Source organism: Nonomuraea jabiensis (assembly GCF_014204795.1).
In the GTDB taxonomy this organism is placed as follows: Bacteria; Actinomycetota; Actinomycetes; order Streptosporangiales; family Streptosporangiaceae; genus Nonomuraea; species Nonomuraea jabiensis.
Map to the genome: position 1 here is coordinate 5,763,544 of NZ_JACHMB010000001.1, position 24,400 is coordinate 5,787,943.

At 69.9% G+C, this 24,400-nt stretch carries 27 protein-coding genes and 1 tRNA gene; 8 read left to right on the forward strand and 20 right to left on the reverse strand.

The annotated features are described in order from the left end of the window. Nucleotides 1-31: 31 nt before the first annotated feature. Nucleotides 32-1,189, forward strand: a complete 1,158-nt coding sequence (locus HD596_RS26655; RefSeq protein ID WP_185072036.1) for an NAD(P)/FAD-dependent oxidoreductase — start codon at nt 32-34, stop codon at nt 1,187-1,189. On the opposite strand, the gene HD596_RS26660 is transcribed toward HD596_RS26655, so the two are convergent. Further along, nucleotides 1,161-2,060: a M23 family metallopeptidase gene (locus HD596_RS26660; protein ID WP_313044703.1), complete on the reverse strand. Its 900-nt coding sequence runs from the start codon at nt 2,058-2,060 to the stop codon at nt 1,161-1,163. The genes HD596_RS26655 and HD596_RS26660 overlap by 29 nt on opposite strands. A gap of 142 nt (nt 2,061-2,202) precedes the next feature. On the opposite strand from HD596_RS26660, the gene dnaG reads away from it, so the two are divergent. The 3 genes from dnaG to rpoD all read left to right on the forward strand — a co-directional run bounded on the left by dnaG (nt 2,203) and on the right by rpoD (nt 6,700). Then, nucleotides 2,203-4,044, forward strand: coding sequence for a DNA primase (gene dnaG, locus HD596_RS26665; RefSeq protein ID WP_185072037.1), 1,842 nt, complete (start codon nt 2,203-2,205; stop codon nt 4,042-4,044). Between the two features lie 373 nt (nt 4,045-4,417). Then, nucleotides 4,418-5,278, forward strand: coding sequence for a hypothetical protein (locus tag HD596_RS26670; RefSeq protein WP_185072038.1), 861 nt, complete (start codon nt 4,418-4,420; stop codon nt 5,276-5,278). A 318-nt stretch (nt 5,279-5,596) separates the two neighbouring features. Further along, a complete protein-coding gene (rpoD, locus tag HD596_RS26675) occupies nt 5,597-6,700 on the forward strand; it encodes an RNA polymerase sigma factor RpoD (protein WP_185072039.1) in 1,104 nt (367 codons plus the stop codon). Between the two features lie 64 nt (nt 6,701-6,764). Here rpoD and HD596_RS26680 read toward each other — a convergent pair whose 3' ends face one another. The 7 genes from HD596_RS26680 to HD596_RS26710 form a co-directional block, all read right to left on the reverse strand. Continuing rightward, complete coding sequence (locus tag HD596_RS26680; RefSeq protein ID WP_185072040.1) at nt 6,765-7,571, reverse strand: transporter substrate-binding domain-containing protein; 807 nt, start codon at nt 7,569-7,571, stop codon at nt 6,765-6,767. Continuing rightward, on the reverse strand, nt 7,568-8,953 hold the full coding sequence (locus HD596_RS26685) for a GlnX family signal transduction membrane protein (RefSeq protein WP_185072041.1): 1,386 nt from the start codon (nt 8,951-8,953) through the stop codon (nt 7,568-7,570). The genes HD596_RS26680 and HD596_RS26685 overlap by 4 nt, the downstream gene beginning before the upstream one ends. Further along, the gene (locus tag HD596_RS26690) at nt 8,950-9,579 is read right to left on the reverse strand and encodes an FHA domain-containing protein (RefSeq protein ID WP_185072042.1); all 630 of its coding nucleotides are present in this window, start codon (nt 9,577-9,579) and stop codon (nt 8,950-8,952) included. Before HD596_RS26690 ends, HD596_RS26685 begins: the two co-directional genes overlap by 4 nt. After that, nucleotides 9,579-10,865, reverse strand: coding sequence for a vWA domain-containing protein (locus HD596_RS26695; protein ID WP_185072043.1), 1,287 nt, complete (start codon nt 10,863-10,865; stop codon nt 9,579-9,581). Before HD596_RS26695 ends, HD596_RS26690 begins: the two co-directional genes overlap by 1 nt. Continuing rightward, nucleotides 10,858-11,664, reverse strand: a complete 807-nt coding sequence (locus HD596_RS26700) for a protein phosphatase 2C domain-containing protein (protein ID WP_313044709.1) — start codon at nt 11,662-11,664, stop codon at nt 10,858-10,860. The genes HD596_RS26695 and HD596_RS26700 overlap by 8 nt, the downstream gene beginning before the upstream one ends. 89 nt (nt 11,665-11,753) lie before the next feature. Then, nucleotides 11,754-13,904 carry a serine/threonine-protein kinase gene (locus HD596_RS26705; RefSeq protein WP_185072045.1) on the reverse strand — a complete coding sequence of 717 codons (2,151 nt, stop codon included), beginning with the start codon at nt 13,902-13,904 and terminating at the stop codon, nt 11,754-11,756. Next, nucleotides 13,901-15,067, reverse strand: a complete 1,167-nt coding sequence (locus tag HD596_RS26710; RefSeq protein ID WP_185072046.1) for a hypothetical protein — start codon at nt 15,065-15,067, stop codon at nt 13,901-13,903. The genes HD596_RS26705 and HD596_RS26710 overlap by 4 nt, the downstream gene beginning before the upstream one ends. Nucleotides 15,068-15,246: 179 nt before the next feature. On the opposite strand from HD596_RS26710, the gene HD596_RS26715 reads away from it, so the two are divergent. From HD596_RS26715 to HD596_RS26725, 3 genes are read left to right on the forward strand one after another with little or no spacing between them, the layout of a single operon-like run. Further along, entirely contained in the window at nt 15,247-15,405 is a 159-nt protein-coding gene (locus tag HD596_RS26715) for a hypothetical protein (RefSeq protein ID WP_185072048.1), read from the forward strand. Between the two features lie 32 nt (nt 15,406-15,437). After that, nucleotides 15,438-16,712 (forward strand): amylo-alpha-1,6-glucosidase, encoded by a 1,275-nt coding sequence (locus HD596_RS26720; protein WP_185072050.1) that lies wholly within the window; start codon nt 15,438-15,440, stop codon nt 16,710-16,712. Continuing rightward, nucleotides 16,709-17,185 (forward strand): hypothetical protein, encoded by a 477-nt coding sequence (locus HD596_RS26725; protein ID WP_185072052.1) that lies wholly within the window; start codon nt 16,709-16,711, stop codon nt 17,183-17,185. Before HD596_RS26720 ends, HD596_RS26725 begins: the two co-directional genes overlap by 4 nt. Nucleotides 17,186-17,310: 125 nt before the next feature. On the opposite strand, the gene HD596_RS26730 is transcribed toward HD596_RS26725, so the two are convergent. Beyond that, a complete protein-coding gene (locus HD596_RS26730) occupies nt 17,311-17,628 on the reverse strand; it encodes a YtxH domain-containing protein (protein ID WP_185072053.1) in 318 nt (105 codons plus the stop codon). A 125-nt stretch (nt 17,629-17,753) separates the two neighbouring features. Here HD596_RS26730 and HD596_RS26735 point away from each other — a divergent pair. Then, nucleotides 17,754-17,825 (forward strand) — tRNA-Asn (locus HD596_RS26735). 91 nt (nt 17,826-17,916) lie between these two features. Here the strand turns inward: HD596_RS26735 and HD596_RS26740 are convergent. The 11 genes from HD596_RS26740 to HD596_RS26790 all read right to left on the reverse strand — a co-directional run bounded on the left by HD596_RS26740 (nt 17,917) and on the right by HD596_RS26790 (nt 24,363). Then, a complete protein-coding gene (locus tag HD596_RS26740; protein WP_185072054.1) occupies nt 17,917-19,098 on the reverse strand; it encodes a tyrosine-type recombinase/integrase in 1,182 nt (393 codons plus the stop codon). Beyond that, on the reverse strand, nt 19,095-19,289 hold the full coding sequence (locus tag HD596_RS26745) for a helix-turn-helix domain-containing protein (RefSeq protein WP_185072056.1): 195 nt from the start codon (nt 19,287-19,289) through the stop codon (nt 19,095-19,097). The genes HD596_RS26740 and HD596_RS26745 overlap by 4 nt, the downstream gene beginning before the upstream one ends. Before the next feature lie 30 nt (nt 19,290-19,319). Further along, on the reverse strand, nt 19,320-20,879 hold the full coding sequence (locus HD596_RS26750; protein ID WP_221519529.1) for a replication initiator: 1,560 nt from the start codon (nt 20,877-20,879) through the stop codon (nt 19,320-19,322). A 72-nt stretch (nt 20,880-20,951) separates the two neighbouring features. Beyond that, nucleotides 20,952-21,548, reverse strand: a complete 597-nt coding sequence (locus HD596_RS26755) for a DUF2637 domain-containing protein (RefSeq protein ID WP_185072058.1) — start codon at nt 21,546-21,548, stop codon at nt 20,952-20,954. Beyond that, nucleotides 21,532-22,023 (reverse strand): GIY-YIG nuclease family protein, encoded by a 492-nt coding sequence (locus HD596_RS60465; protein WP_221519530.1) that lies wholly within the window; start codon nt 22,021-22,023, stop codon nt 21,532-21,534. Before HD596_RS60465 ends, HD596_RS26755 begins: the two co-directional genes overlap by 17 nt. Beyond that, the gene (locus HD596_RS26765) at nt 22,020-22,277 is read right to left on the reverse strand and encodes a hypothetical protein (protein ID WP_185072060.1); all 258 of its coding nucleotides are present in this window, start codon (nt 22,275-22,277) and stop codon (nt 22,020-22,022) included. The genes HD596_RS60465 and HD596_RS26765 overlap by 4 nt, the downstream gene beginning before the upstream one ends. Then, a complete protein-coding gene (locus HD596_RS26770) occupies nt 22,274-22,633 on the reverse strand; it encodes an RRQRL motif-containing zinc-binding protein (protein WP_185072062.1) in 360 nt (119 codons plus the stop codon). The genes HD596_RS26765 and HD596_RS26770 overlap by 4 nt, the downstream gene beginning before the upstream one ends. Before the next feature lie 109 nt (nt 22,634-22,742). Continuing rightward, nucleotides 22,743-23,093, reverse strand: coding sequence for a hypothetical protein (locus HD596_RS26775; protein WP_185072064.1), 351 nt, complete (start codon nt 23,091-23,093; stop codon nt 22,743-22,745). Beyond that, nucleotides 23,090-23,296, reverse strand: a complete 207-nt coding sequence (locus HD596_RS26780; protein ID WP_185072065.1) for a hypothetical protein — start codon at nt 23,294-23,296, stop codon at nt 23,090-23,092. The genes HD596_RS26775 and HD596_RS26780 overlap by 4 nt, the downstream gene beginning before the upstream one ends. Beyond that, a complete protein-coding gene (locus HD596_RS26785) occupies nt 23,286-23,489 on the reverse strand; it encodes a hypothetical protein (RefSeq protein WP_185072066.1) in 204 nt (67 codons plus the stop codon). Before HD596_RS26785 ends, HD596_RS26780 begins: the two co-directional genes overlap by 11 nt. A 13-nt stretch (nt 23,490-23,502) precedes the next feature. Beyond that, nucleotides 23,503-24,363, reverse strand: a complete 861-nt coding sequence (locus HD596_RS26790; RefSeq protein WP_185072067.1) for an FtsK/SpoIIIE domain-containing protein — start codon at nt 24,361-24,363, stop codon at nt 23,503-23,505. Nucleotides 24,364-24,400 lie beyond the last annotated feature (37 nt).

A 24,400-nucleotide genomic window follows, 5' to 3' on the forward strand; every position in this document is an offset into this window, starting at 1 on the left:
CCCATGACCCGCACGGGCGGATACTGCGCCCATGGCCACATATGTGATCGTCGGTGCCGGACTCGCGGGGGCCAAGGCCGCGGAGACGCTGCGCGAGGAGGGCTTCGACGGCGAGATCGTGCTGATCGGCGCGGAGAACGAACGGCCCTACGAACGACCGCCCCTGTCCAAGGAGTACCTGCAGGGCAAGAGCGAGCGCGAGAGCATCTTCGTCCACGGCCCCGAGTGGTACGCGGACAACGCCGTCGACCTGCGGCTCGGCACGCGCGTCACGCGCATCGAGCTCGACAGGCACCTGGTCAGGCTCGGCGACGGGTCGCGCCAGCCGTACGACAAGTTGCTCATCGCCACCGGCGCCACGCCGCGACGCCTGCCGGGGCCCGCGTACTACCTGCGTACCGTGCACGACAGCGAGGCGCTCAAAGAGCGCCTGGCCGGCGCCAGCAGCGTGCTCATCGTCGGCGCGTCCTGGATCGGGCTGGAGACCGCGGCGGCCGCCCGCGCGGCCGGCTGCGAGGTCACCGTCGTCGAGCCCGAGCCCACCGCGCTCAACCGGCCGCTCGGCAACGAGCTCGGCGACCTGTTCGCCCGCCTGCACCTCAGCAAGGGCGTGGACCTGCGCTTCGGCACCGCCGCCGCCGAGATCACCGAGACGGGCGTGCGGCTCAGCTCGGGCGAGCGCCTCGCCGCCGACTTCGTCATCGCCGGCATCGGCGCCGTGCCCGAGGTCGGGCTCGCCCGTGACGCCGGGCTCGACGTCGGCCAGGGCATCCGCACCGACGCCGCGCTGCGCACCTCGCACCCCGACGTGTTCGCCGCCGGCGACGTGGCCGAGTCCTTCCACCCCCTGTACGGGCGCCGGCTGCGCGTCGAACACTGGGCCAACGCCCTGCACGGCGGCCCCGCCGCCGCCCGCTCCATGCTCGGCCAGGACGTGGTCCACGACCGGATCCCGTACTTCTACACCGACCAGTACGAGCTGGGCATGGAGTTCTCCGGCGACATCGAGGGCTACGACGAGATCGTCTACCGCGGCGAGCCGGAGAGCCTGGAGTTCATCGTGTACTGGCTGCGCGAGGGCCGCGTGATCGCCGGCATGAACGTCAACGTCTGGGACGTCGTGGACGAGATCCAGGAGCTCATCAGGTCACGCGTCATCGTCAACCAAAAGGAGCTGTCGACGGGGTGATGGTGACCACGCCCGGGTCGGTGCGCTTCGGCTTCGGCTCCTGGGTCTTGCCGGCCTGCGGGACCTTCTTCGTCCCGCCGCACTGCACGGCGCAGGCCGGCGTCTCGCCCAGCTTGCCGCGCAGCGCCAGCGTCTTGTCCCTGGGCGAGTACGTGCGGTTGCCCGTCGCCCAGGCGTCGAGGTAGTCCCACGGTTCGACCATGCCCCTGCGTACCCACCAGAAGGCCGGGCCCGTCTTCCACGAGATCGCGAAGTAGAGGTTGGGCCCGGTGTCGCGGGCGTTGCCCGTCCGGCCCACGCGTCCGAGCAGCTGGCCCGCCTTGACCCGGACGCCCGGCTTGACGCCGTCGGCGACCGAGTCGAGGTGACCGCCGAGGTAACGCACGCCGTCCTCGCCGATGATCGTGACGAACCTGCCCTCGCGGGTGGCCCCCGCGTCGGTGGACGGGCTCCACCTGTCCTGGAGGTTCACCTCGTCCACGACGCCGCCGATCGGCGCCACGAACGCGCATCCCTGCGGCGCCCAGATCGTCGTCTTGGGCAGTACGAGGAGTTTGCGCTGGTAGGTCGTCTTGCAGCCCTTGACCGGGAAGGTGTACTCGTACTTCGACAGCTTCGGCGGCGGCACCTTCACCGGGTCGTCGCCCTTGGGCGGCTGCTCGGCCGCCTGGTGCTCGGGCTCCGCCGATTCGCCGGACTGCGCGGCGGCCGGGGGGCTCGTGGCCGGCGGGGTGGAGGGCGACGTCGCGTTGACCCCCGCCAGGCCGGTGGCCTGGGAGCAGGCGCCGGTCAGCAACAGGGCGGCCGTGACGGCCGCCCATCGTCCGAGATGCCCCGTACGCATGATCTCCACCCGTGTCACCGTTTCCACCGACAACCTTTACCTTTGTAGCCGACCGGGAGCCCCCGCAGAGCCGGTTTCCCCCTTTAGCAACCGACAGGTAATGTCCGCCTACCCCGTACCGGGGCCGCGCGGGGCGGAACCGTCGGTGGGGCGGAATAGACTCACCGGCGTGGCTGGCCGGATCCGTGATGTCGACATCGCGCTCGTACGCGAGCGTTCACCCATCGCCGACGTGATCGGCGAGCACATCCAGTTGCGCAACGCAGGGGGCGGCAACCTCAAGGGCCTGTGCCCCTTCCACGACGAGAAGAGCCCGTCCTTCAACGTCACCCCCGAGCGCGGGATGTACTTCTGCTTCGGCTGCTCCGAGGGCGGCGACGTGATCACGTTCGTCGAGAAGATCGAGCATCTGTCGTTCGGCGAGGCGGTCGAGCGGCTGGCGCAGCGGGCCGGGATCACGCTGCAGTACGAGCAGGGCGGCTACGTCCCCCGGCGCGACCACGGCGAGCGGGCCCGGCTGATCGAGGCGCACAAGGCGGCGGCGGAGTTCTACGCCGACAAGCTGCTCGTGCCCGACGCGGCGGCCGGGCGGCGGTTCCTGTCGGAGCGGGGCTTCGAGCGGGCCGACGCCGAGCTGTTCGGGGTGGGCTACGCGCCGGCCGAATGGGAGGCGCTGACGCGGCATCTGCTGGGGCGCGGGTTCACCACCGAGGAGCTCGTCAAGGGCGGGCTGGCCAAGGAGGGCCGGCGGGGGCCCATCGACCGCTTCAGGGGGCGGCTGATCTGGCCCATCAGGGACGCCACGGGCGATGTGATCGGGTTCGGCGCGCGGAAGTTGCTCGATTCCGATGATGGTCCGAAATATCTGAATACGCCTGACTCGCCGCTTTACAAGAAGAGCCAGGTGCTTTATGGGATTGATCTCGCCAAACGGGAGATCTCCAAGCGTGCCCAGGCCGTGATCGTCGAAGGCTATACCGATGTGATGGCCTGCCATCTGGCCGGCGTGCCGACGGCGGTGGCCACCTGCGGCACGTCGTTCGGCGAGGAGCACATCAAGATCCTGCGCAGATTCCTGCTCGACCAGGCCGAGTTCCGGGGCGAGGTGATCTTCACCTTCGACGGCGACGCGGCCGGGCAGAAGGCGGCGCTGCGGGCGTTCGCCGACGAGCAGAAGTTCGTCACCCAGACCTACGTCGCGGTGCAGCCCGACGGGCTCGACCCGTGCGACCTGCGGGTCAAGCAGGGCGACGCGGCCGTGCGGGACCTCATCGCGAGCCGGGAGCCGCTCTTCCAGTTCGCGATCAGGAGCACGATCTCCCGCTACGACCTGCGCAGCAACGAGGGCAAGATCGCCGCGCTCGACGCCGCCGCGCCGATCGTGGCCGGCATCAAGGACGTCGGGCTGCGCAAGCGCTACGCCATCGACCTCGACCGGTGGCTGGGGTTCATGGACGAGCGGTTCGTGATGCAGCGCATCGCCGAGGTGGGCGGGGCGCAGCAGGGCCGCCCGCGGCGCGCGCCCAAGGCGGCGCCCGTCGATCCGAGCGTGCGGGTGGAGGGGGAGCTGCTCAAGCTCGCCGTGCAGCGCCCGGCGCTGCTCGGGCCCCGCTTCGACGCGCTCGACCCGCAGGCGTTCACGGCTCCCGACCACGTGATGCTCCACAAGGTCATCCTCGCCGCGGGCGGCGTGGCCGCCGGCGCCTACGGCGGGCGCGAGTGGGTCGACCGGCTGCTGGAGCACGCGCACGAGGAGGGGGCGCGGGGGCTGGTGACCCGCTTCGCGGTGGAGCCCATCCAGGCGGACGCGCACGCCGAGGAACGCTACGCCGGCGCCATGCTGGCGGCCATCGAGGCCATCGCCGTCGACCGGGCCATCGCGCAGGCGAAGTCGCGGATGCAGCGGCTCAATCCGGTGGAGGAGCAGCAGGAGTACAACAAGCTGTTCGGGGAGCTGGTGGCGCTGGAACAACAGCGCCGCGTCCTCCGCGACCGCGCCGCCGGCAGCTGACCCCACCCCCACCGCCCACGACTCCTGCCCACCCGCCAACCGGCCACCCGACCGCCCCAGCAACCCCAACCCGCTGCATGACCACCGGGCCCGCCGGCGCCCCGGGCACTCGACCACCCGCCCTGCGCCGCCCGCGTCTGTGGTCGCTCGGTCGGTGGTGTCGCCCGTCGTGGCGCGCTCACCTCGGCCCGGTACGCCACCGAGGCCGACGGGACGCGGGCCGACGAGGTGGCGGACGATCCGGCGCCGTTCGAGGTCAGCGGGACGGCGGCACCATCGCCTACGTCAGGGCCCGCCACGGCCGGGTGGTCGTCGCGCGGTGGCCGGGCGGCAAGGCGACCGTGCTGCCCTTACGGCACGCGGGGGTGCCTAAGTGAGAGCGAGTCGCCTTGCCGTCGTGGCCGCGCTGCTGGCGCGGTTCGCGATCACGTCGGCCGCGGGGGCCGCGAGCGACCCGATCCGCTACGCGGCGCCGCTCAAGGGCAGGACGCTCCAGGTCGTGCTCCGCAGCGGCGCCACGCGCACGGTGCGGGCGCTGGGGGAGGGACACATGCCGGTCGCGGTGAGCGCCGACGGGGCCCGGATGACGTACTTCAGGGCCGGGGACAGGGCCCTGGTGACCTACCCCTCCGGCAGGCGCGTGGGATCGATCAGGCAGCCCAGGAACGAGGTGGGCGTGGACGAGACGACGCTGGCCTGTTTCGGCAACGACGGCTCCAACCGGGGCCGCGTGTTCGACGCCGTCACCGGGAAGAAGATCGGCTCGCTGCCAGCCCCCGTCAACTGGCACCCGGCCGGGTTCAGCGGCGGCGGCGGTGAGGTGCTGCTCGTCCGGAGCGGCTCGACCACGGAGCTGCGCGGGCGCGTGCTGCGCCGCGACACGCCGCCCCAGCTCGTGGGCTTCGACCTGCCCGCGTGGGAGGGCGACGGCAAGGTGGCGGCGCCGGCGGCCGACGGGCGCAGGATCGCCGTGTACGTGCCGGGCCAGGCCCCGGGCCTGGTGGTGTACGACCTGGCGAGCAGGCAGGCAGGCGAGAAGATCGCCGTACGGAAGCCCGCGGCCGCCACCTGGACGGGCGAGCGGGAGGTGACGCTCCGCGTGGACGGCGGCGGCCGGACGCGGCGGGTCAGGGTCGACGTGGACAGCGGCGCGAGCCAGGTCGCCCGACGACTACCGAACCCCTGTGAAGCGGGCATACCACGCGGGCGGTTGATAACAGTTCGGCCGCGATGACAAGCGGGATACCAGGGCGGTTGACCAGGGAACTGGCGCGGTCCAATAAGCGGCAAAGAGGAGGGGCGACGACTTCCGGGCAGCAAAAGAGTTGCGTCCGGCCGGGGGGTGGTGCCGGGCGCCGGGAATCAGACCGCGTAATTGACTTTACTTTCCTGATCAAACTCCGGCTAAACCTTTAAGTGATCTCAATTCGGTAAGGACGTTGGTCTTACCTTCGGTGACAAAAATGGGTCTGCCATTTGATGGAACCAATACTGCAGACTGTCTCCCGTGGGTGCATCGGTTCTGCCAAGTAGTCCGCCGTCGGTAGATCAGGTGGCGGATCTCGTCGCGAAGGGAAGAGAGCGCGGGAGCGTAACCGTCGATGACGTCGCAGCCGCGCTTGACCGATCCGAGTTGCCGTCCGACGCGCTGGAACGCGTCGTGCGCATGCTCGCCGAGAACGGCGTGGAGGTCCTCGAGCCCCAGGGCGACGAGGAGACCACCCGCGCCGATGAGGAAGACGTTGGCAAGCGGGCGCCGACCAGCGATCTGGTCCGTATTTATCTACGGGAGATCGGCCGCGTGCCTTTGCTGACCGCAGAGGAGGAGGTGGAGCTCGCCAAGTCGATCGAAGCCGGTCTGTTCGCCGAGGACAAGCTGGGCAGCGGGGTCTCGCGCCTGGCCTTTCCGGAGTTCAGGGAGCTCGTCTGGCAGGGCACCCGGGCCAAGCAGCGGCTCATCGAGGCCAACCTCAGGCTCGTGGTGTCGATCGCCAAGCGGTACGTGGGCCGCGGCATGCTGTTCCTGGACCTGATCCAGGAGGGCAACCTCGGGCTCATCCGGGCGGTCGAGAAGTTCGACTACACGAAGGGCTACAAGTTCTCCACCTACGCCACCTGGTGGATCAGGCAGGCGATCACCAGGGCCATCGCCGACCAGGCGCGGACGATCCGCATCCCCGTGCACATGGTGGAGACCATCAACAAGCTCGTGCGCGTGCAGCGCCAGCTCCACCAGGACCTCGGCCGCGAGCCGATTCCCGAGGAGATCGCCAAGGAGATGGACCTCCCTGTCGATCGCGTGGTGGAGATCCAGCGCATCGCCCAGGAGCCGGTGTCGCTGCAGTCGCCGATCGGTGAGGAGGACTCCGATCTCGGTGACTTCATCGAGGACGCCGACGCCGTCGTGCCCATGGAGGCTGCGGCCTTCATCATGCTGCAGGACCAGCTCGACGACATCCTGGCCACGCTGTCCGACCGCGAGCAGCGCATCATCCAGCTCCGCTTCGGCCTCGCCGACGGCCATCCGCGCACGCTGGAGGAGGTGGGCAGGGAGTTCGGGGTCACGCGGGAGCGCATCCGGCAGATCGAGTCGAAGACCCTGGCCAAGCTCCGGCATCCGACGCGGGCGCAGATGCTGAGGGACTATCTGGACTGATCCGGAGGGTCCCAAGGGAACGGGCCCGGGCGCCTCGCCCGGGCCCTTCCCATGTCCGCGGCCGTCAGGAGCAGCCCTCGAACTGCGGCACCGCGACCGTCGACAGGTCCAGCCCCGACTTGCCGAACCACCGGTGCAGCAGCCGCGCGGCCGTCCCGTCCTGGTACATGTCGGTGATCGCCCGGTTGACCGCCTCGCACCCGGGCACGTCGCTCCTGCGCATGCCCACCCCGGTGCGCTGCTCGTTGAACTGCGCGTTGGCCAGCTTCAGCCCCGTTCCGTCCTGGTTGGCCAGGCCCGCCAGGATGACGTCGTTGGTGGTGACGGCGTCGACCTGCTTGCTCTTCAGCGCCGTCAGGCACGCCTTGTAGTCGTCGAACGGCACCAGCTGCGCCGGCACCTCGCGCTCCTGCACGACCCGCTGGGCCGCGTTCGAGCCCTTGACCGCGCAGATCCTGCGGCCCTTGAGGTCGCGCACGTTCTTGATGGTCTCGTCGGGCCGCTGCAGGATGTCCTGGTAGGAGACGTGGTACGGCCCCGCGAACAGCACGTCCTTCTTGCGCTCCTGGTCGATCGTGAACGTGGCCAGCACCAGGTCGGCCTTGCCGTCGGTGATCACCTTCGCCCGGTCGGCGGCCAGCACCCCGATGTAGGAGGCCTGCTTGTGCAGCTTGCGCGCGATGTAGGCGGCCACGTCCACGTCGAAGCCCTCGAACCTGCCGTCGGGGCGGCGGAACCCGACCGACGGCAGGTCCGGCCGTACCGCGATGACGATCTGCTCCTTGTCCAGGACCGATTCCTGCCCGTCCGTGCCGCAGCCCGCGACGACCGTCGCGACCAGGGCCAGCACCGCCGCCAACGCCCGCTTCACCGGTACTCCTTGAGTCGTGGCCACACCCCTGCGATCACCAGCAGGCCGATCGCGCCGATGGCGAACGGCAGCAGCCGCCACAGGTTGTCCAGCGAGCCCTCGCCGGTCGTGATCGCCCGCGTGAACACGGCCTGGTGCCCGGCGGACAGCGACACCAGCGCGCGGTCATAGGCGTCGAACGCCTGGGCCACCGGCCCGAGCCGCTCGGCGACCGCCTCGTTGGTCCTGCCGGCGGCCACCAGCTCGCGGAACTTCCCGTCGGCGGCCTGGAAGCTCCGGTACGCCTCCATCGCCTGGTCGCCCTGCGTGCCGACGAGCTCGGGCCCCAGCAGGCCGAGGACGTCGTCGTCGCCCTTGACGACCTGGTCGTGGTAGGTCCGCAGGTTGCCCGCCTTGAGGTAGACGACCGACATCGCCTTGTCCAGGAACGTGTGCTCGTAGGTGTCGGCCCACTCCTTGTCGAGCAGGTAGCGGCTCTGGTCGCCCTGCATGCTGTTGCTGATCGAGCGCGCCTTGGCCAGCGTCAGCACCGAGTCGAACCCGGCCGACTTAGCCGTGCGCAGCGCGTTCTCGTCCTGCGAGAGCACGTTCGTCCCGATGAGCAGCGCGGCCGCGGTCGTCACGGTGGCGACCAGCAGCGCCGGGCCGAACACCCGGCGGAAGCGCCGCGCGAGGAAGACCTGCAGCCAGATCAGGCAGCCCAGCGCGAGCAGCCCGGCCACCACCACGGCGACCCGCAGCAGGGGCACCATGACGGCCTTGTCGTCGTAGGTGGCGCGCACGATCGTGCCGCTCTCCAGGGTCAGGTTGTACGCCTGGGGCAGCAGCTCGACCCGCATCAGCTTGGTGGCCTCGCGGTAGGTGAGCACCACGTCCTGGGGCGGCGGCCCCGGCGCGTGCTTGGACCGCTCGTCCAGCAGCAGCGCCTGGCCGGTCAGCCGTTCGTAGCGGCCCAGCCGGTCGAGCACCGAGTGGACCGTCTCCTGCTCCGCCTTGGTGTCGGCCAGCGACAGTGCCTGCATCAGCGCCTCGTTGGCCCTGGACCGCGCCGCCTCGTAGCGGTCGAGCGCCTGCGCGCGCTGCGGCGCGTACTGGTCGCCCATCACCAGCACGTTGGCCACCTGCGCGTCCATGTCGCTCAGCGCCAGGTACAGATCGGCGGTGGCGACCACCTGCGGGCCCGCGTCGCGCCCGATGACCTGCAGGCCCTCGCGGGCGGTCGTGCTGCCGACCGCGAGCGCGCCGAAGAGCAACGCCAGCGAGGCGACGGTGATGCCGGTGATGACCCGGATCCTGCCGGGCACGCTCCGCCGCGCCGGCGGCGGGCCGCCCGCCGCCGGCACCGCGGGCGCCTGGGGCGCCTGGGGCTGTGCGAGGGTCACGGCGTGCCCTCCCTGATGGTGATGACGGTCCACGCGCCCAGGTGGATCCGGTCGCCCGCGCCGACCCTGACGGGCACGTTGACCTTGACGGGCCTGCCGTTCACCTGGGTGCCGTTGGAGGAGCCGGGGTCGACCAGCAGCCACGAGCCGTCCGGCTGCGCCAGCAGCACGGCGTGCAGGTGGGAGACGCCCGGGTCCTCGGGCGGCCCGGTCAGGTCGATCTCGGGGGCCACGTTCCTGGCCCTGCTGCGCCGCCCGATGCGTACCTGCTCGCCCACCAGCGCGAACGAGCGCTCGGGGCAGTACGGCGGGAACGCCATGGCCGCCGCGTCGGGCCCGCCCTCGGCGACGACCTTCTCGTAGTAGGTCCGGTCGGCCGCCGTGACGGCCTCGAACCGCACCCCTGTCACGGGGACCGAGACGGGCGCGCTGCCGCCGGTGAAGTCGTGCCCGCACACCTCGCAGAACTGCCCGGCACGCGGCGTCTGGCAGACCGGGCACGCCTCCACCGACGGGCCCGGAGCCTGGGGCTGGGGCGCGGCCGCGGGCGCGCCCCCCATCTGGGCGCCGCAGACGTCGCAGTAGTCGTCGGCGCCTGACGGGTGCCCCTGCGGACAGGTGGCCATCAGTTTCCTTCCTTGCGCAGCCGGCTGGTACGGACGGAGCCGGTGTCGAGCTCGAGCTCGTCGGCCTTGTCCACGTTCCTGCGCAGCCTGGCCGTGCCGGTGGCCGGATCGACCTCGACCACCTTCTCCAGCAGCCTGGCCGTGTCCTCGCGGCCCGACTGGGCGGCCAGCTGCTGGGCCTTGGCCAGGCGGGCGGTCGCGGTGTCGACGTCGCCCATGGCCCGGGCGCTGAGGCCGTCCTGGATGAGCTCGTGCAGCTCGGCCTGGCCGGTGTAGTGGGCGACCTTGCCGTTGATCCGGGTGGACTGCGCCAGGTCGTCGGTCCACTGGGCGAGCACGTTGCCGCTGGCCAGGACCTCCTGGGTGTCGGGGCGTACGAGCTTGACCCAGCCGGCCCTGATCTCGTGCCCGATCTGCCCCGGCGGCACCTCCACGCAGATGTGGTACTCGCGCTCCTCCGTGCCCCAGGAGCCGGTCGGGTAGTCGCCGGTCAGCGGGTTCACGTCGGTGCGCTTGCCGGTCAGGTCGAGCAGCGTGGGGGAGACCTGCTTGACGAACTTCAGCGTCGCGGTCTGCGGCACCCACACCCGCAGCGACAGCTCGGCCACGGTCTTGCTCATCGACGTCTGCGTCAGCCTGCGGAAGAACTCCGACAGATCCCCTTGGTTGCGTACGTAGTCGAACGAGCCGAGCATGGCCTCCGCGACCTTCCGCAGCTCGGCGGGCACCCAGTCCTCGCCGATCCCCAGGGAGTCGCAGACGAACTTGCCGCTCCAGCCCGCCAGCACCGAGGCGAACACCTCGGGCCGCTCGTTGTTCTGGCCGTCGGTCATCAGCAGCGCGTGCCGGATCGCCGACGGGTGCGCCGCGAGGAGATGCCCGGCCAGCTTCAGCCACTCGCCCATGGCGGTGCCGCCGTGCGCGCTCAACCGGCTGATCGCCCGCTCGGCCTCGGCCCTGGTGGCCGGGCTCGCCTTGACCAGGTTGGCGTTGCCGCCGGGGTAGACGACCTTGGCCCGCTCGGTGCCGGCGACCACCGCGAAATACACCCCGTCGCGCAGGGTGTGGACGGCGGCCGTGGCCGCCTGCCTGGCCTCGCGGATCTTGCTGCCGCTCATCGAGCCGGACGTGTCAATAATGATCACTTCGGCAGCCTCGGCGGTGACGGACTGCGTGGTGACGCCGCCGGTGGAGCTGACCGTGAGGATGGCGTGCACGTCGCGGCCGTCGGTGGCGAGGTACTTGTTCTGGTCGATCGTCAAGGTGAAAGTCGGCTGCTCACCCATGCGTCACTCCTAAGGGGATCAAGGCGATGGTCACGTTGTCCTGGCCGCCGGAGTCGAGCGCGTGGCGCAGCATCTCGCGGGCCATGTCGAGGGGGGTTCCGGAGCTGGGGAAGGCGTAGCCGTCCAGATAGCGCCACAGGCCGTCGCTGCAGACGAGCAGCAGGCCCGGCTCCTCCGGGGTGAGGGTGCGTACGTGGAGCGGGACGTCGACCGCGTCGGCGCCCAGCCAGCCGGTGATCTCGCCGGTCTCGATCGCGTCGTCCACGGTCAGCATGACGACGGGCCGGTCCGGCGGGCCCGGCAGCCAGTAGGCCCTGGTGTCGCCGGCCCAGCCGAGCGTGATCCGGCCCGGCTCGACCACGGCGGCGACGTACGTGCAGGCTGGGGCGTCGTCCACGGACGTGGCGAGCTTGGTGACCGCGCGCCCGGCCAGCGCGAACGCCTCCTCCTGCCCCAGCCCCCTGGCCAGCGCCGCCGAGGCGGTCTCGACGGCCACCGCGGACGCCTCGTCGGCCCTGGGTGAGCTGCCCACGCCGTCGCAGACCACGGTCACGATCGTGTCGCCGGACGCCAGCAGCGCCACCGCGTCCTCGTTGCGGCTGCGGCGCAGGCCCTTGTCGGTCACGGCCGCCGCGCCGCCGTCGATCACGGTCTCCGCGTGGTCCCTGCCGGTGGGCTGGCGCAGGCCGCACCGCTCGCAGTAGCCCTCGGCGTCCACGGCCGCCGCGCCGCACGACGCGCAGGTGGGCGCGCCCAGGGTGTGCCCGCACGCCTCGCAGTACGTGTCACCCGCCAGCACGGGCGCCTCGCAGACGGGACAGCTGGCGCTGTTTTGCCGAGCTGCGCTCGGAGTGTTCTGATGGATGTCCTCGCTCCGCTGCGGATCCATCAGAACCAGCTCCTCGGTCGTACCGCGTTCGCCTGGTCGATGAGGGCGTGGCGCTCCTGGCGGGACTCGGCCGCGACGGCCAGCCTGCGGAAGATCGACTCCAGCCGCCTGCGCAGCCCCTGCTCGGTGAACGGCGCCCCGGCCAGTTGCGCGCCCTTCGGCGGAGAGTTGCTCTCGAGCCAGGCCAGCGCCGAGGTGAGCAGCTCGGCGGTCAGCAGGTCGCGGCGGCGCGGGTCGAGGTCGGCCTGTTTGGCCAGCCGGTCGGCCGAGCCCACCAGGTCGTCCGTGGTGAGCGTGCTCAGGTCGGCCCCCCGTACGGCCGAGACCGCCAGCGCGACCTGCGCCCGCGCCCGGTAGACCGAGTGGGCGGGCACCTCGTCGAGCACGCTCATCCGGCCCGACCTGGCCAGCCCGAACACCGCGCTCACGTACGAGTGGTCGGTCCGCCAGACGGCCTCGTACCAGCCGGCGGCGGGCTTGCCCGCGCACTCCAGCGCGAACGCCAGCGCCAGCTTCGGCGCCAGCTCGCCGGGCAGTGCCGACAGGCACGCGTCGAACATCGCGACGGCCTCCTCAGGCCGCGCCGTGGTCAGGTACAGCACCCCGCGGTACCAGGTCACCCGCCAGTCGCGGGGCAGCTCGATGTCCAGCTCGTTCAGCGCGACGGGGGCCTCGGACGCGGCCCCCTCGGCCAGCAGCCTGGCCCGCATCAGCTTCGTCTCGGGCGTCTTCGGCAGCGCGGCGAGCTGGTCCATCAGCTCCTTGCCGTCGCTGCCCAGCAGCCCGGCCAGCGCGCCCGCCGCCGCGTCGGCAGGATCGACCAGCGGCACCGGCAGCGCCTGCGCGACGGCCACTGGGTCGAGCGGCCCGAACACCACGTCGCTCTCCTCCGCCAGCGCCGTGCCGACGGCGGTCCGCTCGGGCCCGAACATCGGCGAGGGCGCCGGGTACGGGACGTTGTCCTCGATGGCGCAGACCTCCCGCAGCACCCCGACGAGCTGCTCCTCCATCTCCTCCGCGCTCTGGAACCTGTCGGCGGGATTGACGGCGGTGGCCTTGCGCAGCAGCCGGGTGAACGACGGGTGCCCGCAGTCCTCGGGCAGCGGGGTGGCCACGTTGTTCGCGTACGGGGAGAAACCGGGGATCGCCAGCACCGCCAGCGTCCTGGCCACGGTGTAGAGGTCGGCGGTGACGGCGGCGGGGTGGGCCTCCACCTCGGGGGCGTGGTAGCCGGGCGTGGCCCAGCCCGAGCCGGGCGGCGCGCCGATGGGCAGCACCGCGCCCAGGTCGATGAGCTTGAGCCGCTTGCCGACCCTGATCACGTTGGCCGGCTTGAGGTCGCAGTAGACCATGCCGTGCTCGTGCAGGTAGGCGAACGCCTGCAGGATCTCCCGGCCGTACATGAGGGCCTCGCGCAGCGGCAGCGGGCCCTGGCGGCGCAGCTCGTGCAGCGACTGGCCGCCGACGTACTCCATGACGATGTAGCCGAAGCCGCCTGAGCGCTGGAAGTTGAGGATCTTGACGATGTTGGGGTGGTCGACGGTGGTGAGGAACTTCCGTTCGGCCTCCGCCGCCGCCAGCGCCTCGGCGTCGTTGGTGTTGAGCAGGCCCTTGAGCACCACCCACATGCCGTCGAGGTTCTCGTCGGAGGCCAGGTAGATCCAGCCGAGCCCGCCGTGCGCCAGGCAGCCCAGCACGCGGTACTGGTCCGCCACCAGGTCGCCCTTGCCCAGCTTGGGGGTGAACGAGAACTGCGTGCGGCAGTGCGGGCAGAACCCGTCCGTCAGCCCCGGCCGGCCCTCCCTGGACCGCCCGACCTCCTTCCCGCACGCCGGGTTGGCGCAGTACCGCTTGTTCTCGGGCACCACGGGGTCGGCCATCACCGCGGTGGCCGGGTCGCGGTAGGGCACCGACGGCAGCTCGGCGATCGTGGCCAGCACGCCGGGCCGCGACCTGCCGCTGCTCACCGGAGAGGTGACGGACCGGCTCACCGGCTGCGTCTGCAGGGGGACCGAGACGGGCCCAGAAATGGGCCCAGAAATGGGCGCAGAAGCGGGCGCCGGCGCCGGGGTGCTCGCCGAGTGGCCGCACAGGTCGCAGTAGCCGTCCTCGATCGTGCCCGTGCAGCCCGGCTGCGCGCATCGGGTCATGGTCTACCTCCGTGGATCGCGCGCTGGTACGTCTCGACGGCCGCCGCCGCCCTCGTCAGGTCGCAGGGCGCGGTCCACAGCAGCACGCGCGCCCGTTCGAACAGCTCGCCGGCCGCCGGGTCCTCCGCCAGGCCCTTGCGCACCGCCATCACCTGGCAGGCGCCGAGCCGCCCGCGCAGCTCGTCGCGCCTGCTGACCAGGCCGTAGAGCGCCTTGGCCGTGGTCTGCGACTGCTCGGCCGCCTTGCGGGCCTCCTCCTCCAGCGCCGCCAGCCGCTTGGCCCGCAGCACCCAGGTGTCGGCCGAGGCGTCGAGCGCGTCCAGCTCGGCGGCCAGGGACTCGGCCCGGCCGCGCGGCTGCGCCTGCGGCGGCAGGGCGATCTTCACGACGACCGCGCCGTGGGCCAGCCTGGCCTCGCTCTCGGCCGCCCGCACCCGGTCGAGCGCGGCCACGAGGTCCTCCCGCCGCCTGGCGAACTCGTCTTTTACGGTGAGCGCCAGCTCCAGCTCCGCGCGGGAGCCGGCCAGCAGCCGGGTCAGCCGGTCGAGGTCCGGCTCGGCGGACGGGCCCAGCGGGTCTTCGAGCACCGAGCCGCGCAGCCGCTTCAGCTCGGCCTCCTGCGCGGTCAGGTCGGCGCCCTCGCCGAGCCGGCGTTCGAGGTCGCGGATGTGGCGCAGGTCGCTGTCAGCGCCGTCGAGGCGGGGCAGCACGGCGTTCCAGACCGCGTCGATGTCGTTGAGCGTGGAGGTGACCTCGCGGAAGGCGGCGTCCATCCGGGCCAGGGTCTGGTCCAAGGTCAGCCGCTCGTCCTTCTGGGGGAGCAGCGAGCGCTGCTCGACGGGCTTGGCGGTGGCCCGCAGCACCACGGACGGGCCCGAGAGCAGCTCCGTCAACTGGCTCAGCTGTTCGGGGGTCAGCCTGGCGCGCGTGGCCCTGATCTGCTCCGCGTCGCGCAGCACCCCCCGGTACGCGTCGTTCAGGGACCACAGCGTGACCAGCGACTCCTGTGCCGCGGCCCATCTGCGCTGCGTCTCCCCGCGTAAGGAGGCTCCCTTGAGCACCTGATAGGTGGTGTGGGATTCGAGATCGAGCAGGTCGCCCGAGACGCGGTCGCGTTCGTCGGCTCGAGCGCGCAGTGCGTGCTCGACGCCCTCCCTGCTCATAGGTGGTCCCAGGCTCATCACGCTCCCCGTGAAGCAGGCCGCCCCCGAACCCTCGCTCCTACCGGCACAACGGGGGGATCGGCCGGTTGGTTCCAAGAGTAGGGGTGACCCCTGACTTGTCCCTGATTCAACCCTGCATCGCCTGCAATTCGCTTAAAGGATCTTTTACCGTTGCGGGCATGGGACGAATTCTGCTGATCATCGCGGCCGTCATCGCCGCACTCGTACTCCTCGGGCCCCTTGTGGGCTTCGCTCTCACGCTGCTCAAGTGGGGACTGATCATCGGTGCCGTGGCTTTCGGGGTCATGCTCCTGTCGAAGTGGGTCAAGAGGACATAGCGTCCTGGCGTTTCCCCAGGCATAGTTGTGTGATGGAGGCGCGGCCCGCGGTCGACGATGCCGCGCTCGGGCGCGAGGCACTGGCCGTGCTCGAGGCGAACTGGACAGGCACGGGCACCGTGCCCGCGCCAGGTCTCTATCCGCACCAATGGAGCTGGGACTCCGCGTTCGTCGTCATCGGTCTGGCCAGGCACCGGCCGGACCGGGCCCGCGACGAGCTGCTCAGCCTGCTGCGGGGGCAGTGGGCGACCGGGATGGTGCCGCACATCGTCTTCCACACGCGGGAGGCGTACTTCCCGGGGCCGTCCGTGTGGCGCTCGCAGGAGCACGAGGCCGCGCCACGCGTGCTCACCTCGGGACTCACCTCGCCGCCGCTGCACGCGCTGGCGCTGTGGTGGTTCTACCGGCACACCGGTGACGTCGCGTTCGTCAGGAAGGCGTACCCGGCGCTGGTGGCCCAGCACGCCTACCTCTCCTCGGCCCGCGATCTCGGCGGCGCGGGCCTGGCGGCGATCGTGCACCCCTGGGAGTCGGGCATGGACGACAGCCCCTCCTGGGACGAGCCCCTGAACGCGCTGCCCGCGATCAGGTACGGCTACCGCCACGTGGAGCTCGAGCAGCGCCACCCCGACAGCGACCACGACCGCTACGTCTGGCTGGCCATGCGCTACCGGGACGCCGGATACCGGGCCGAATACCTGCGGGACGAGCATCCGTTCGCGATCGAGGACCCGATGTTCAACGGGATCTGGCTGGCCTCCTGCCAGGCCCTGGCCGAGCTGGCGCCGCTGGCGGGCGCCGACCCCGTACCCCACGCCGAGCAGGCCGACCGCATCAGGCAGGCCATGCTCGACCGCCTGTGGGACGGCTGCTTCTACGCCCGCGACCTGCGGACCGACCGGCTGATCCGGGTCTGCACCGTGGGCGGGTTCGGGCCGCTGCTGGATCCCGGGCTGCCCAGCGACCACCTGCACACGGCGGTGGAGGTGCTGGAGTCGGCCAGGTTCATGGGGGCCACCGGCTATCCGGTGCCGAGCTGCGAGATCCGGGCGCCCCAGTTCGACCGTACGCGCTACTGGCGGGGCCCCTCCTGGGTGAACACCAACTGGCTGCTGCGCAGGGCCGCGGCCGTGCACTCGCTCGACCAGCTCGGCCGCCAGCTTGCCAACGGCACCCTGCGCCTGGTCCGGCAGGCCGGATTCCGGGAGTGCTTCGACCCCTTCGACGGCAGCGGGCGCGGGTGCAGGGACTTCTCCTGGAGCGCGGCGCTCACCCTCGATCTGCTCGCCGATAACGTGGAGGAATGAGCATTTTCCGCCGCCTGCCCGCCGACGTCCGCAAGTCCCTGGCCACCGAGCCCGGGGAGCGGGTGCTGACGTTCGCCGCCGGGGCGGTCTCCGGCTATGTGGTGGCCACGGACCTCGCCCTGTACCTGACGGACGGGACGCGGGTGCCGTACGAGAAGGTCGACAAGGCGTCGTGGGACGACGACGGGGTGCGGATCCTCACCACGGACGGCACGTGGCACGCCGAGCGGATCACCGATCCGCGGATGCTGCCCGAGACCGTGCGGGAACGCGTCAACTCCACGATCGTGGTCAACAAGCACGTGAAACTGCCGGGGAGGGGCGGCGTGCGGCTGGTGGCCAGGCGCCGGCCCGGCGGCGAGGTGCGCGGCTGGACCTTCGTCTTCGACGACGGCCTCGACCCAGAGGACCCGGGCCTGCGCGCGCAGGCCGAACAGGCCCTGGAAGGGTTGCGGCGGAGCATGGGCGTGTGACGCCAGCCCAGCCGGCGGGTGGCGGAGCATGGGCGTGTGCGCCCGCCCAGCTGTGGACGCCCGTACGGAACCGTGTGGGGCGCCCACGCCCATGCCCTGCCGTGCCTTGTCGGACTTCTGTCGGATCAGTAAGGGATGCCGCTCTCGCGGGCCTTCTTGTCCACGATGTCCTCTTCAGGCCAGCCCGTGCCCGTGTCGGGGTGGTGGTTGTCGGCGCTGAGGAACGGGATGCGGTGTTGCAACGTCGCCCCCATCTTCGACTTGGCCACCCCGGCCAGCCTCGACGCCTGCGCGCCCACCACCCCGGCGACCTCCTGCACCCTGGGGTTGTCGGCGACACGCTGCGCCGTCCGCCTGATCTGTTCGTACCGTTCGCGTCCGGCCCGGCTGCCCAGCACGTAGCCGACCGCCAGTCCCACAGCGAATGTCACTCGATAACGCATTTTGCACCTCCGCTGTCTCCGGGCCTACCCCGCTTACGATGCGACACGCACTCCAGGAGTGCGCTAATCTATTCCTGCGCACGACGAAGGGCCCGAAAGCCCCGAGGACATGCGCAGACGCACGATCCCGCGTAGCTCAACGGCAGAGCAGCCGGCTGTTAACCGGCAGGTTATAGGTTCGAGTCCTATCGCGGGAGCTGCAGTCAACCAAGAGGTTGGCAGTTCAGGCCCTCTCACCGGCAACAGGTGGGAGGGCCTGAGCCGTTCCGGGAGCCAGCGGGGGAGCCACTACCCGGTTTGATCATCCTTGCCGAAGACGGCGTCCATGGTTTCAGCTCCATGCACGATGACCGGCCTGATCTGGTGCCGGTAGACGGTCTGCGTGGTGGTGGGTGTCGAGTGCCCGACGAGATCGGCGATACGTTCCACCGAGACATCCCCGTCACTCAAGATCGAGACGAAGGAATGCCTCAGTTCCCGTACCTTCCAGCGGTTCCCGATACCGGCCTTCTTCGTGATCACTCGCAGGCCGCGCAGTACGCGCATCGGGTCGAGCGGGGTTCCGTCATCACGTGCGAAGACGAGATCATGCTCCTGCCACGCCTCGCCAGCGAGCAGCTTCTGAGCGGTCTGCCCTGCTCGGTGCCGTTTGAGTTCATCGACCACGAGGGCAGGAAGAGCGAGCGCCCGACGTGACTTCTTGGTCTTGGTGTCGCCGCCGACTCGATCGGCGCGCAGGACCGAGATGGACGGTGGCTTCCCGCGCAGATCCACGGCCTCCCAGAGGAGCTTGCGAGCTTCCTCGGGCCGGATTCCGGTGAGGAGTGAGGTGATGACATACGCGCCGAACTTTTCACCCTCACAGGCCTTGAGAACCGCGACGGCCTGGTCCAGCGTGAGGGACCTGCTCGGCCGTCCTTCCTGTCCGTGTGGTGTCTCGCACAGGGCCGAGACGTTGCGGCCGACGAGTTCACGCTTCTCCGCCATACGGATGGCTCGGGTCAGAAGGTTGTGAATCTGGATGATCGTCTTGGTGGCGAGGGTCTCGGCGAGTTCATCGAGCCAGAGATCGACATGTTCGGCTCGAAGGTCCTTGAGCCGATAGTTACCGATCTTCGGTTTGATCTGATTCTCGGCCATTGACCGAGCGTGCGTGATGGTGCCGAGGCTGCGGCCTTTGAGTCCGTGAGTGAGGAAGTCCTCCACGGCGTCACTCACGCGGTAGTTTGCCTTGGTCTTGATCCCTTTTTCGGCCTCTTCGCGGAGCTTCTTGACCTTGGGGGTCAGCAGCTTGATCGCCTGTTCTCGCTGTTCGCCGACCGGACGATCTTGCCACTTGCGGGGCAGGACAACCGATGCCTTGCGACGGACACGACGGCCGGCGCCGTCGAAGCCGAGAGACACGGCCGCGATCCAGGCGTTCTTGCTCGCGTCGAAGTAGATCGAGAAGTCGAGGTCCTCTGTGCTCATGCCGCCCTCCCTTCGAGGCGAGCGACGTACTCGGAGAGTGCGGCTACCGGGATACGCCGACAGCCGTCGATCTTCACTGAGCGGATCTCCCTGCTCCGGAGTAATGCATAGACCTTCGTTCGACTGATCCGAAGCTGGGTTGCCGCCTCTTCGGGCTTGTAGAGCAGCGGCAGGACCGTTGAGTCGGGCATGTAGTGCTCCGTTCGCGTTCTGAGGGTTGGTCAGGCGGCGAGCGGTGTGGACGAGCTCTGTTCCCAGGCGTGGTGGGCGAGTTCTTCGCGTCCTGCTCGGGTGCGTTCGCGGGCTTGTGCCGCTGCCGTGTTGGCGAGGAGTTGGTCACCGGTGCTGTGCCAGCCGGTGCCTGCATAGGCGAGGAATCCGATGATGAGGGTGGTTTCCTCGGTTTTGGTGTCAAGGTCTGCTTGACGCTGGAATGGCGCTGTTTCGGGGTGTCCCTCTGGCCTTGGGTGGCCGTCGTTGAGGGCCTGTGTGCGTCTGTAGGCGGCTCGTTGTGCCCGGATGGAGCCGAAGGTGATCGAGTAGCGGCGGGCTTTGGTGAGGAAGTGTCCGCCGAAGCCGAGCATATGGGCCCACCTGCGTAATCCGGCCCATTCGGGTGCTTGGCCGAGGGTCCAGGCGGCGGCGATGAGGCGTTCGGGATGGGCGCCGTGGGGGTTGGCGTACAGGTCGATGGTGTCGGGGGTAAGTCGCCGGGAGGCGTGGCCGGTGGCTTCGGTGCCTTTGGTGGAGTACTTGGCGAGGTAGGCGGCGACGGCCTGGTCGTCGAGGGCGTCGCCGGAGGCCGACAGGGTGATGGACCGGATCTCGTGTTGGTCGCCCCAGGCGATGCGCCAGCCGTCGGGGCGGGTGGGGTGGGGGTCGGTGGTGTAAACGATGGTGGTGACGGCCAGAGTGACGGCGGCGATGACGTCGTCGGCGGTGATGCCGTCCGGGGGCGCGATGATGGCGTCGGGCATGTCGGGGTCGATGCCGTCCAGGCGCAGCAGGACGTGGAAGTGGACCGCGCCGCGTGCTTGATATTCGGCGGCTTTGCCGTGAGAGAGCCGGATTTTGGGCAGACCGCGTTGCCGAGCGAGCCGGTTGAGGTGGCGTTCGGCGTGTTGCTTGGTGCGGCGCCAGAGTTCTCCGGCCTGGTGGTTCCAGACGACGTGGTGGGCGTGGTCGTAGCAGTCGGCGCATAGTGGCCGGCCGAGCTGCTCGTCACCGACGGCGTGACGTTGCCAGCAGGCCAGCGGGGTTCCGTGGGGGCAGGTGGGGGCGTCGCGGCGGGCATGACAGGGGGTAGGTCGGCAGGTGCAGCGGGTCTTGTCGCGGCAGGCGCAGCGGCGCACGTCGCGAGTGTGGACAAGGCCGAAGGAGGGGGCGGTGAGGGTGGCGAAGACGGCCGGGTGGGTGCGGACGCTGTCGGGGATGGTCTTGCCACCAACGAGTCCGGCGCGGACCAGGTGGTAGGCGTCGTGTTGGTAGGTGGTGGCGCAGGCGGGGCAGACGGTGTGGCGGCGGTTGCCGCAGGCTTTGTAGATGACGCCGTCAGGCAGGGTCGAGGTGTGCCGGTGGGCGAGGATCTCGCCGGTGCCCGCGTCGACGGTGGCCAGGTGGCCGTGCAGGCGGATTGGGTTCGTGCAGGCGGCGGCTGATTCGACGTGACGGAGCCAGGCGGGGTAGTCGGGGCGTGCGGCGCATTGCAGGGCGGTGCGGATCTGCTGGCTGGGTTCGTGCGCGAAGGGGCTGGACAGGTGGGTTTCGGTGTTCGCCCCCACGCCCGGGGCCGGGGAAACGGTCCCGGGGGTGAGAGCCAGCGCCGAAGCGGTGTCGAGCTGGGTGGGCATGGGTTAGTGCTGTCCTTCCAGGGCGTGAGCGGGCAGTTGGAGAACTGGCAGGACCGGCAGGGCCGGGGGCTGCTCCTGGAGGGTGCGGTGGTCAGTGTGCTCGTGGTCCTGGCGCTCGAGGCCGAGGGGCGTTACCGCAGGTTCAGACGTGGGTTCCGGGTCAGCTTCGAGTGCGGTGGCCTCTTGAGGTGTCGCCGGTTCGGTGGTGGGGATGCGTGAGAGCACCAGCTTGGTGAGGGCGAGGAAGGCCAGTGCGGGGATGGCGGCGATCAGCCAGCCGGTGGGGTGGGGTTTGGCGACGGCGATCTGTGCCGCGACGGACAGGATGGCCGAGGCGATGAGAACAACCATCGGGTACGTGATGGGTTGGCCGTTACGCTTGCGGCGTCGAACTTCCAGGCCGGAGGCGGTGGGGGTGAGTTCGGAGATGACGGCGTTGGCCCAGCCGAACCATTCGCCGGTTCCTTCGGGGCTGTTGGCCATGGTCCAGTCGTGGACGTGGGTGAAGGAGGCTGCTCCGGCCATGAGGCCGACCAGGAGCAGGATGAGGAGCTGAACGCCGGATTCGATGCGTTCGGAGCGGTTAGACGGTGAGGGCATGGCGTTCCCCCTGGGCGTCGCGAGTGAGTGGGACGACGGGTTGGTGGCAGTCGCCGCAGGTGAAGGAGGCTGTGGCGAGCAGGTCTGCGGCGACGGTGATGATCCGGTTGCATGCGCAGGTGGCGGCCACGAGGTTGATCGCGTAAAGCGTGCTGGTGTCTCCTGGTGCCGGGTGGTCATGGTCTGCCGGCTCCCAGCCGGTGACACGCGGGGTGACTCCGCATAAGGGGCAGGATCGTGAGGCTCCGCCCCGGTTCTTCAGGGAGCGTTCGAGGTTACGTCCGCCGTTCCAGACACGGGCGACGACGAAGTCGATGCCTGCGGCGGTGATGACTTGGAGCAGACGGGCGCCGGTGCCGTTGCGGTGCTGGCGGAGTCGCCGGGTCAGGTCTCCGGGCGTCCAGCCGATGTAGTGGCGTGCGTGCTTGTAGGGCCGGTCGAAGTGCAGCAGGTAGACGGTTCCGCTGGAGCTCATGTGCTCTCACCGCCCCAGCGCTGTTGGGCGGCCTGCCGTGTGATGCCGAGAGGCCGGGCGATGTCGGCCCAGGAGTAGCCGTACTCGGCTCGCAGCTGGATGACGGCCTGGGCGATGGCGTGGTCGAGTTCGGCGACGACGCCTGTCAGGTCGGCGAGGGCTTCGATGTCGCCATCGGCGATGCGCTTGCTGTAAGCGCGGATGATCCGCTTGAGGAAGGCGGCGTAGTCGGGGTTTTCGATCGAGCGGCTCATGATGCGCTCCGCTCGTTTCGGCGGGCGCGGCGAGCGCGCAGGGCTTTGCCGAGGGCGTCGAGCTGCTTGCTGGTGGGCTTGCGCTTGGGCAACGCGCGGGCGATGTCGTAGAGGTAGGCGACGCGGCCGCCTTTGCGCCACAGGATCTGGGCGACGGGAGCTTGTCCGCCGGGGCGCAGGCCGAGGGCGGCGAGTTGGCGTCGGGTCTTGAGGTTCTTGGGGGCCCACTTCCAGGGGTAGGTGGGCAGGCCGTGTTCGCTGCCGGTGGGGTCGTAGAAGACGACACGGGTACCGGGGGTGGCGTTGAGCCGGTCGAGTTGCGGTATCCGGGCAGCCGAAGCGCCGCTAGTGTGCATGGTGTGTTCTGCTCCTTTGCTTGATCGCTGGGAGTTGGAATGGGAAAGGCGGGGGCCGGAGATCTTTGGCGAGAGGTCCGGCCCTCGCTTGCGTGTTCAGTCAGTGCCGTCAGGCGATGGGGTCGCCGCAGCAAGCGCAGTGCCAGCCGTCGGCGGTCAGGTAGGTGGAGCGGCACTCTCCGTCGCACAGGACGAATTCAGCGGTGCCGTGGCTGTTGGTGCCGAGGGTGAGCTGCGGGGAGCCGCAGGCGGGGCAGACCAGGGCCCAGGAGATCAGGCACATGGCGAGCACGTCGGCGCAGGCGGGGCAGTAGCAGCGCGAGTTCTCGCGTCTGCCGATGGACCAGCCGGACGGTGTCGCGTTCAGGATGGGGATCATGTTGGGGCAGCCGTTGTCGCACTGGACCATCCAGTTGCGGAGGTCGGGGCTGCCGTTGGGGTGGTAGGCCTTGTGGATCACAGTGGCCTCCAGTGGGGGTCGTCGTAGGCGGAGGCTGGAACGGTCATCGCGGTCATGTCTTCGCCGGTGTCGATGTCGTTCTTGAGCCAGAACATGGGCAGGCGCCAGGTGTAGGGGCGGCTGAGTTCGTCGTACCAGCGGGTGTGACCGATGATCTGCGGGCTTTCCAGCCAGGTGATCGCGGGGGTGGAGTCAGCGGTCATTGATGTACACCTCCTGGCACCAGGTGCATTCCAAGGCGCTCTCGCGGCCTCGGTCGGTGGTGATGATGATTTCGACGAAGGTGTCATTGCTGCACTCGACGCAGCACAGGGCGAGCACCTCCAGGTCATGGGGTGGCTGGTCGGGCCAGGGCACCTCACTCAGGGCCGGGACCATGTCGTGGTCGTGGGGCATGGTGGTTCTCCGTTCAGGCAGCCAGGGGCACGGGGGCTGGATCGCCGTTGCGGCGGATCCAGGTGACGTAGTCGACGAGCTGGTGGATCTGCTCGTCGGTGAGGTAGGCGGCTTTGACCAGATGGGGGATGCCGCCTTCGGCGATGAGGTAGAAGACGCCAGGTGTGCTCGGGCTGATGGCTTGGGCGTTGAATCCGGCCGAGGCCCAGCCGTGGCCGAGGATGATGTCGGAACTGTTGGGGGTGGTGCAGCGGAAGGCTGCTCGGTAGCCGAACAGGTCGCGTAGCGAGGTGGGGATGATGTCCACGCTGGGGCGTTGGGTGGCGGCGATGACCGGCATGGCGCAGGCACGGCCTCGTGCGACCAGGTCGCGGACGAGGGCGATGAACTCTTTCTGCTGCTCAGGTGTGCCGGTGGTGGCGGTGTAGTAGGCGAGTTCGTCGATGAAGACGCCGATGACTTTGATGAGGTCGCTCGGCAAGAACTTGCGGCGGCCATGCGCGACCAGCCAGGAGTAGCGTCGGTCCATCACCTTTTGCAGGCGTCGCAGGACGCGAAGGCCCTTGTCGATGTCGGGGCCGACGAACACGCCGCCGGCTGCTTCGGCGGCTTCCATCCACATCCCCAGTTCGACCCACTTGGGGTCCAGCAGGACCGGGGTGAAGTCGTGGCACATGAAGGCGTGCCCGACGAGGTTTTGGATCAGTACGGACTTGCCGCCGCCGGGTTCTCCGGCGTCCAGCAGGTTGTGGTACACCAGGTCGAGGTAGACCGGGTTGCCGAATTCGTCGATCCCGATGAACACCGGGTCGAACATGGACATGGTCGGCGCTACCGGGATCGTGACCGGGAGTTCGGGAAGAGCCGCGCGCATGGCAGCGTCACCTCTTACGTGTCTGAAGGCGTGTGAG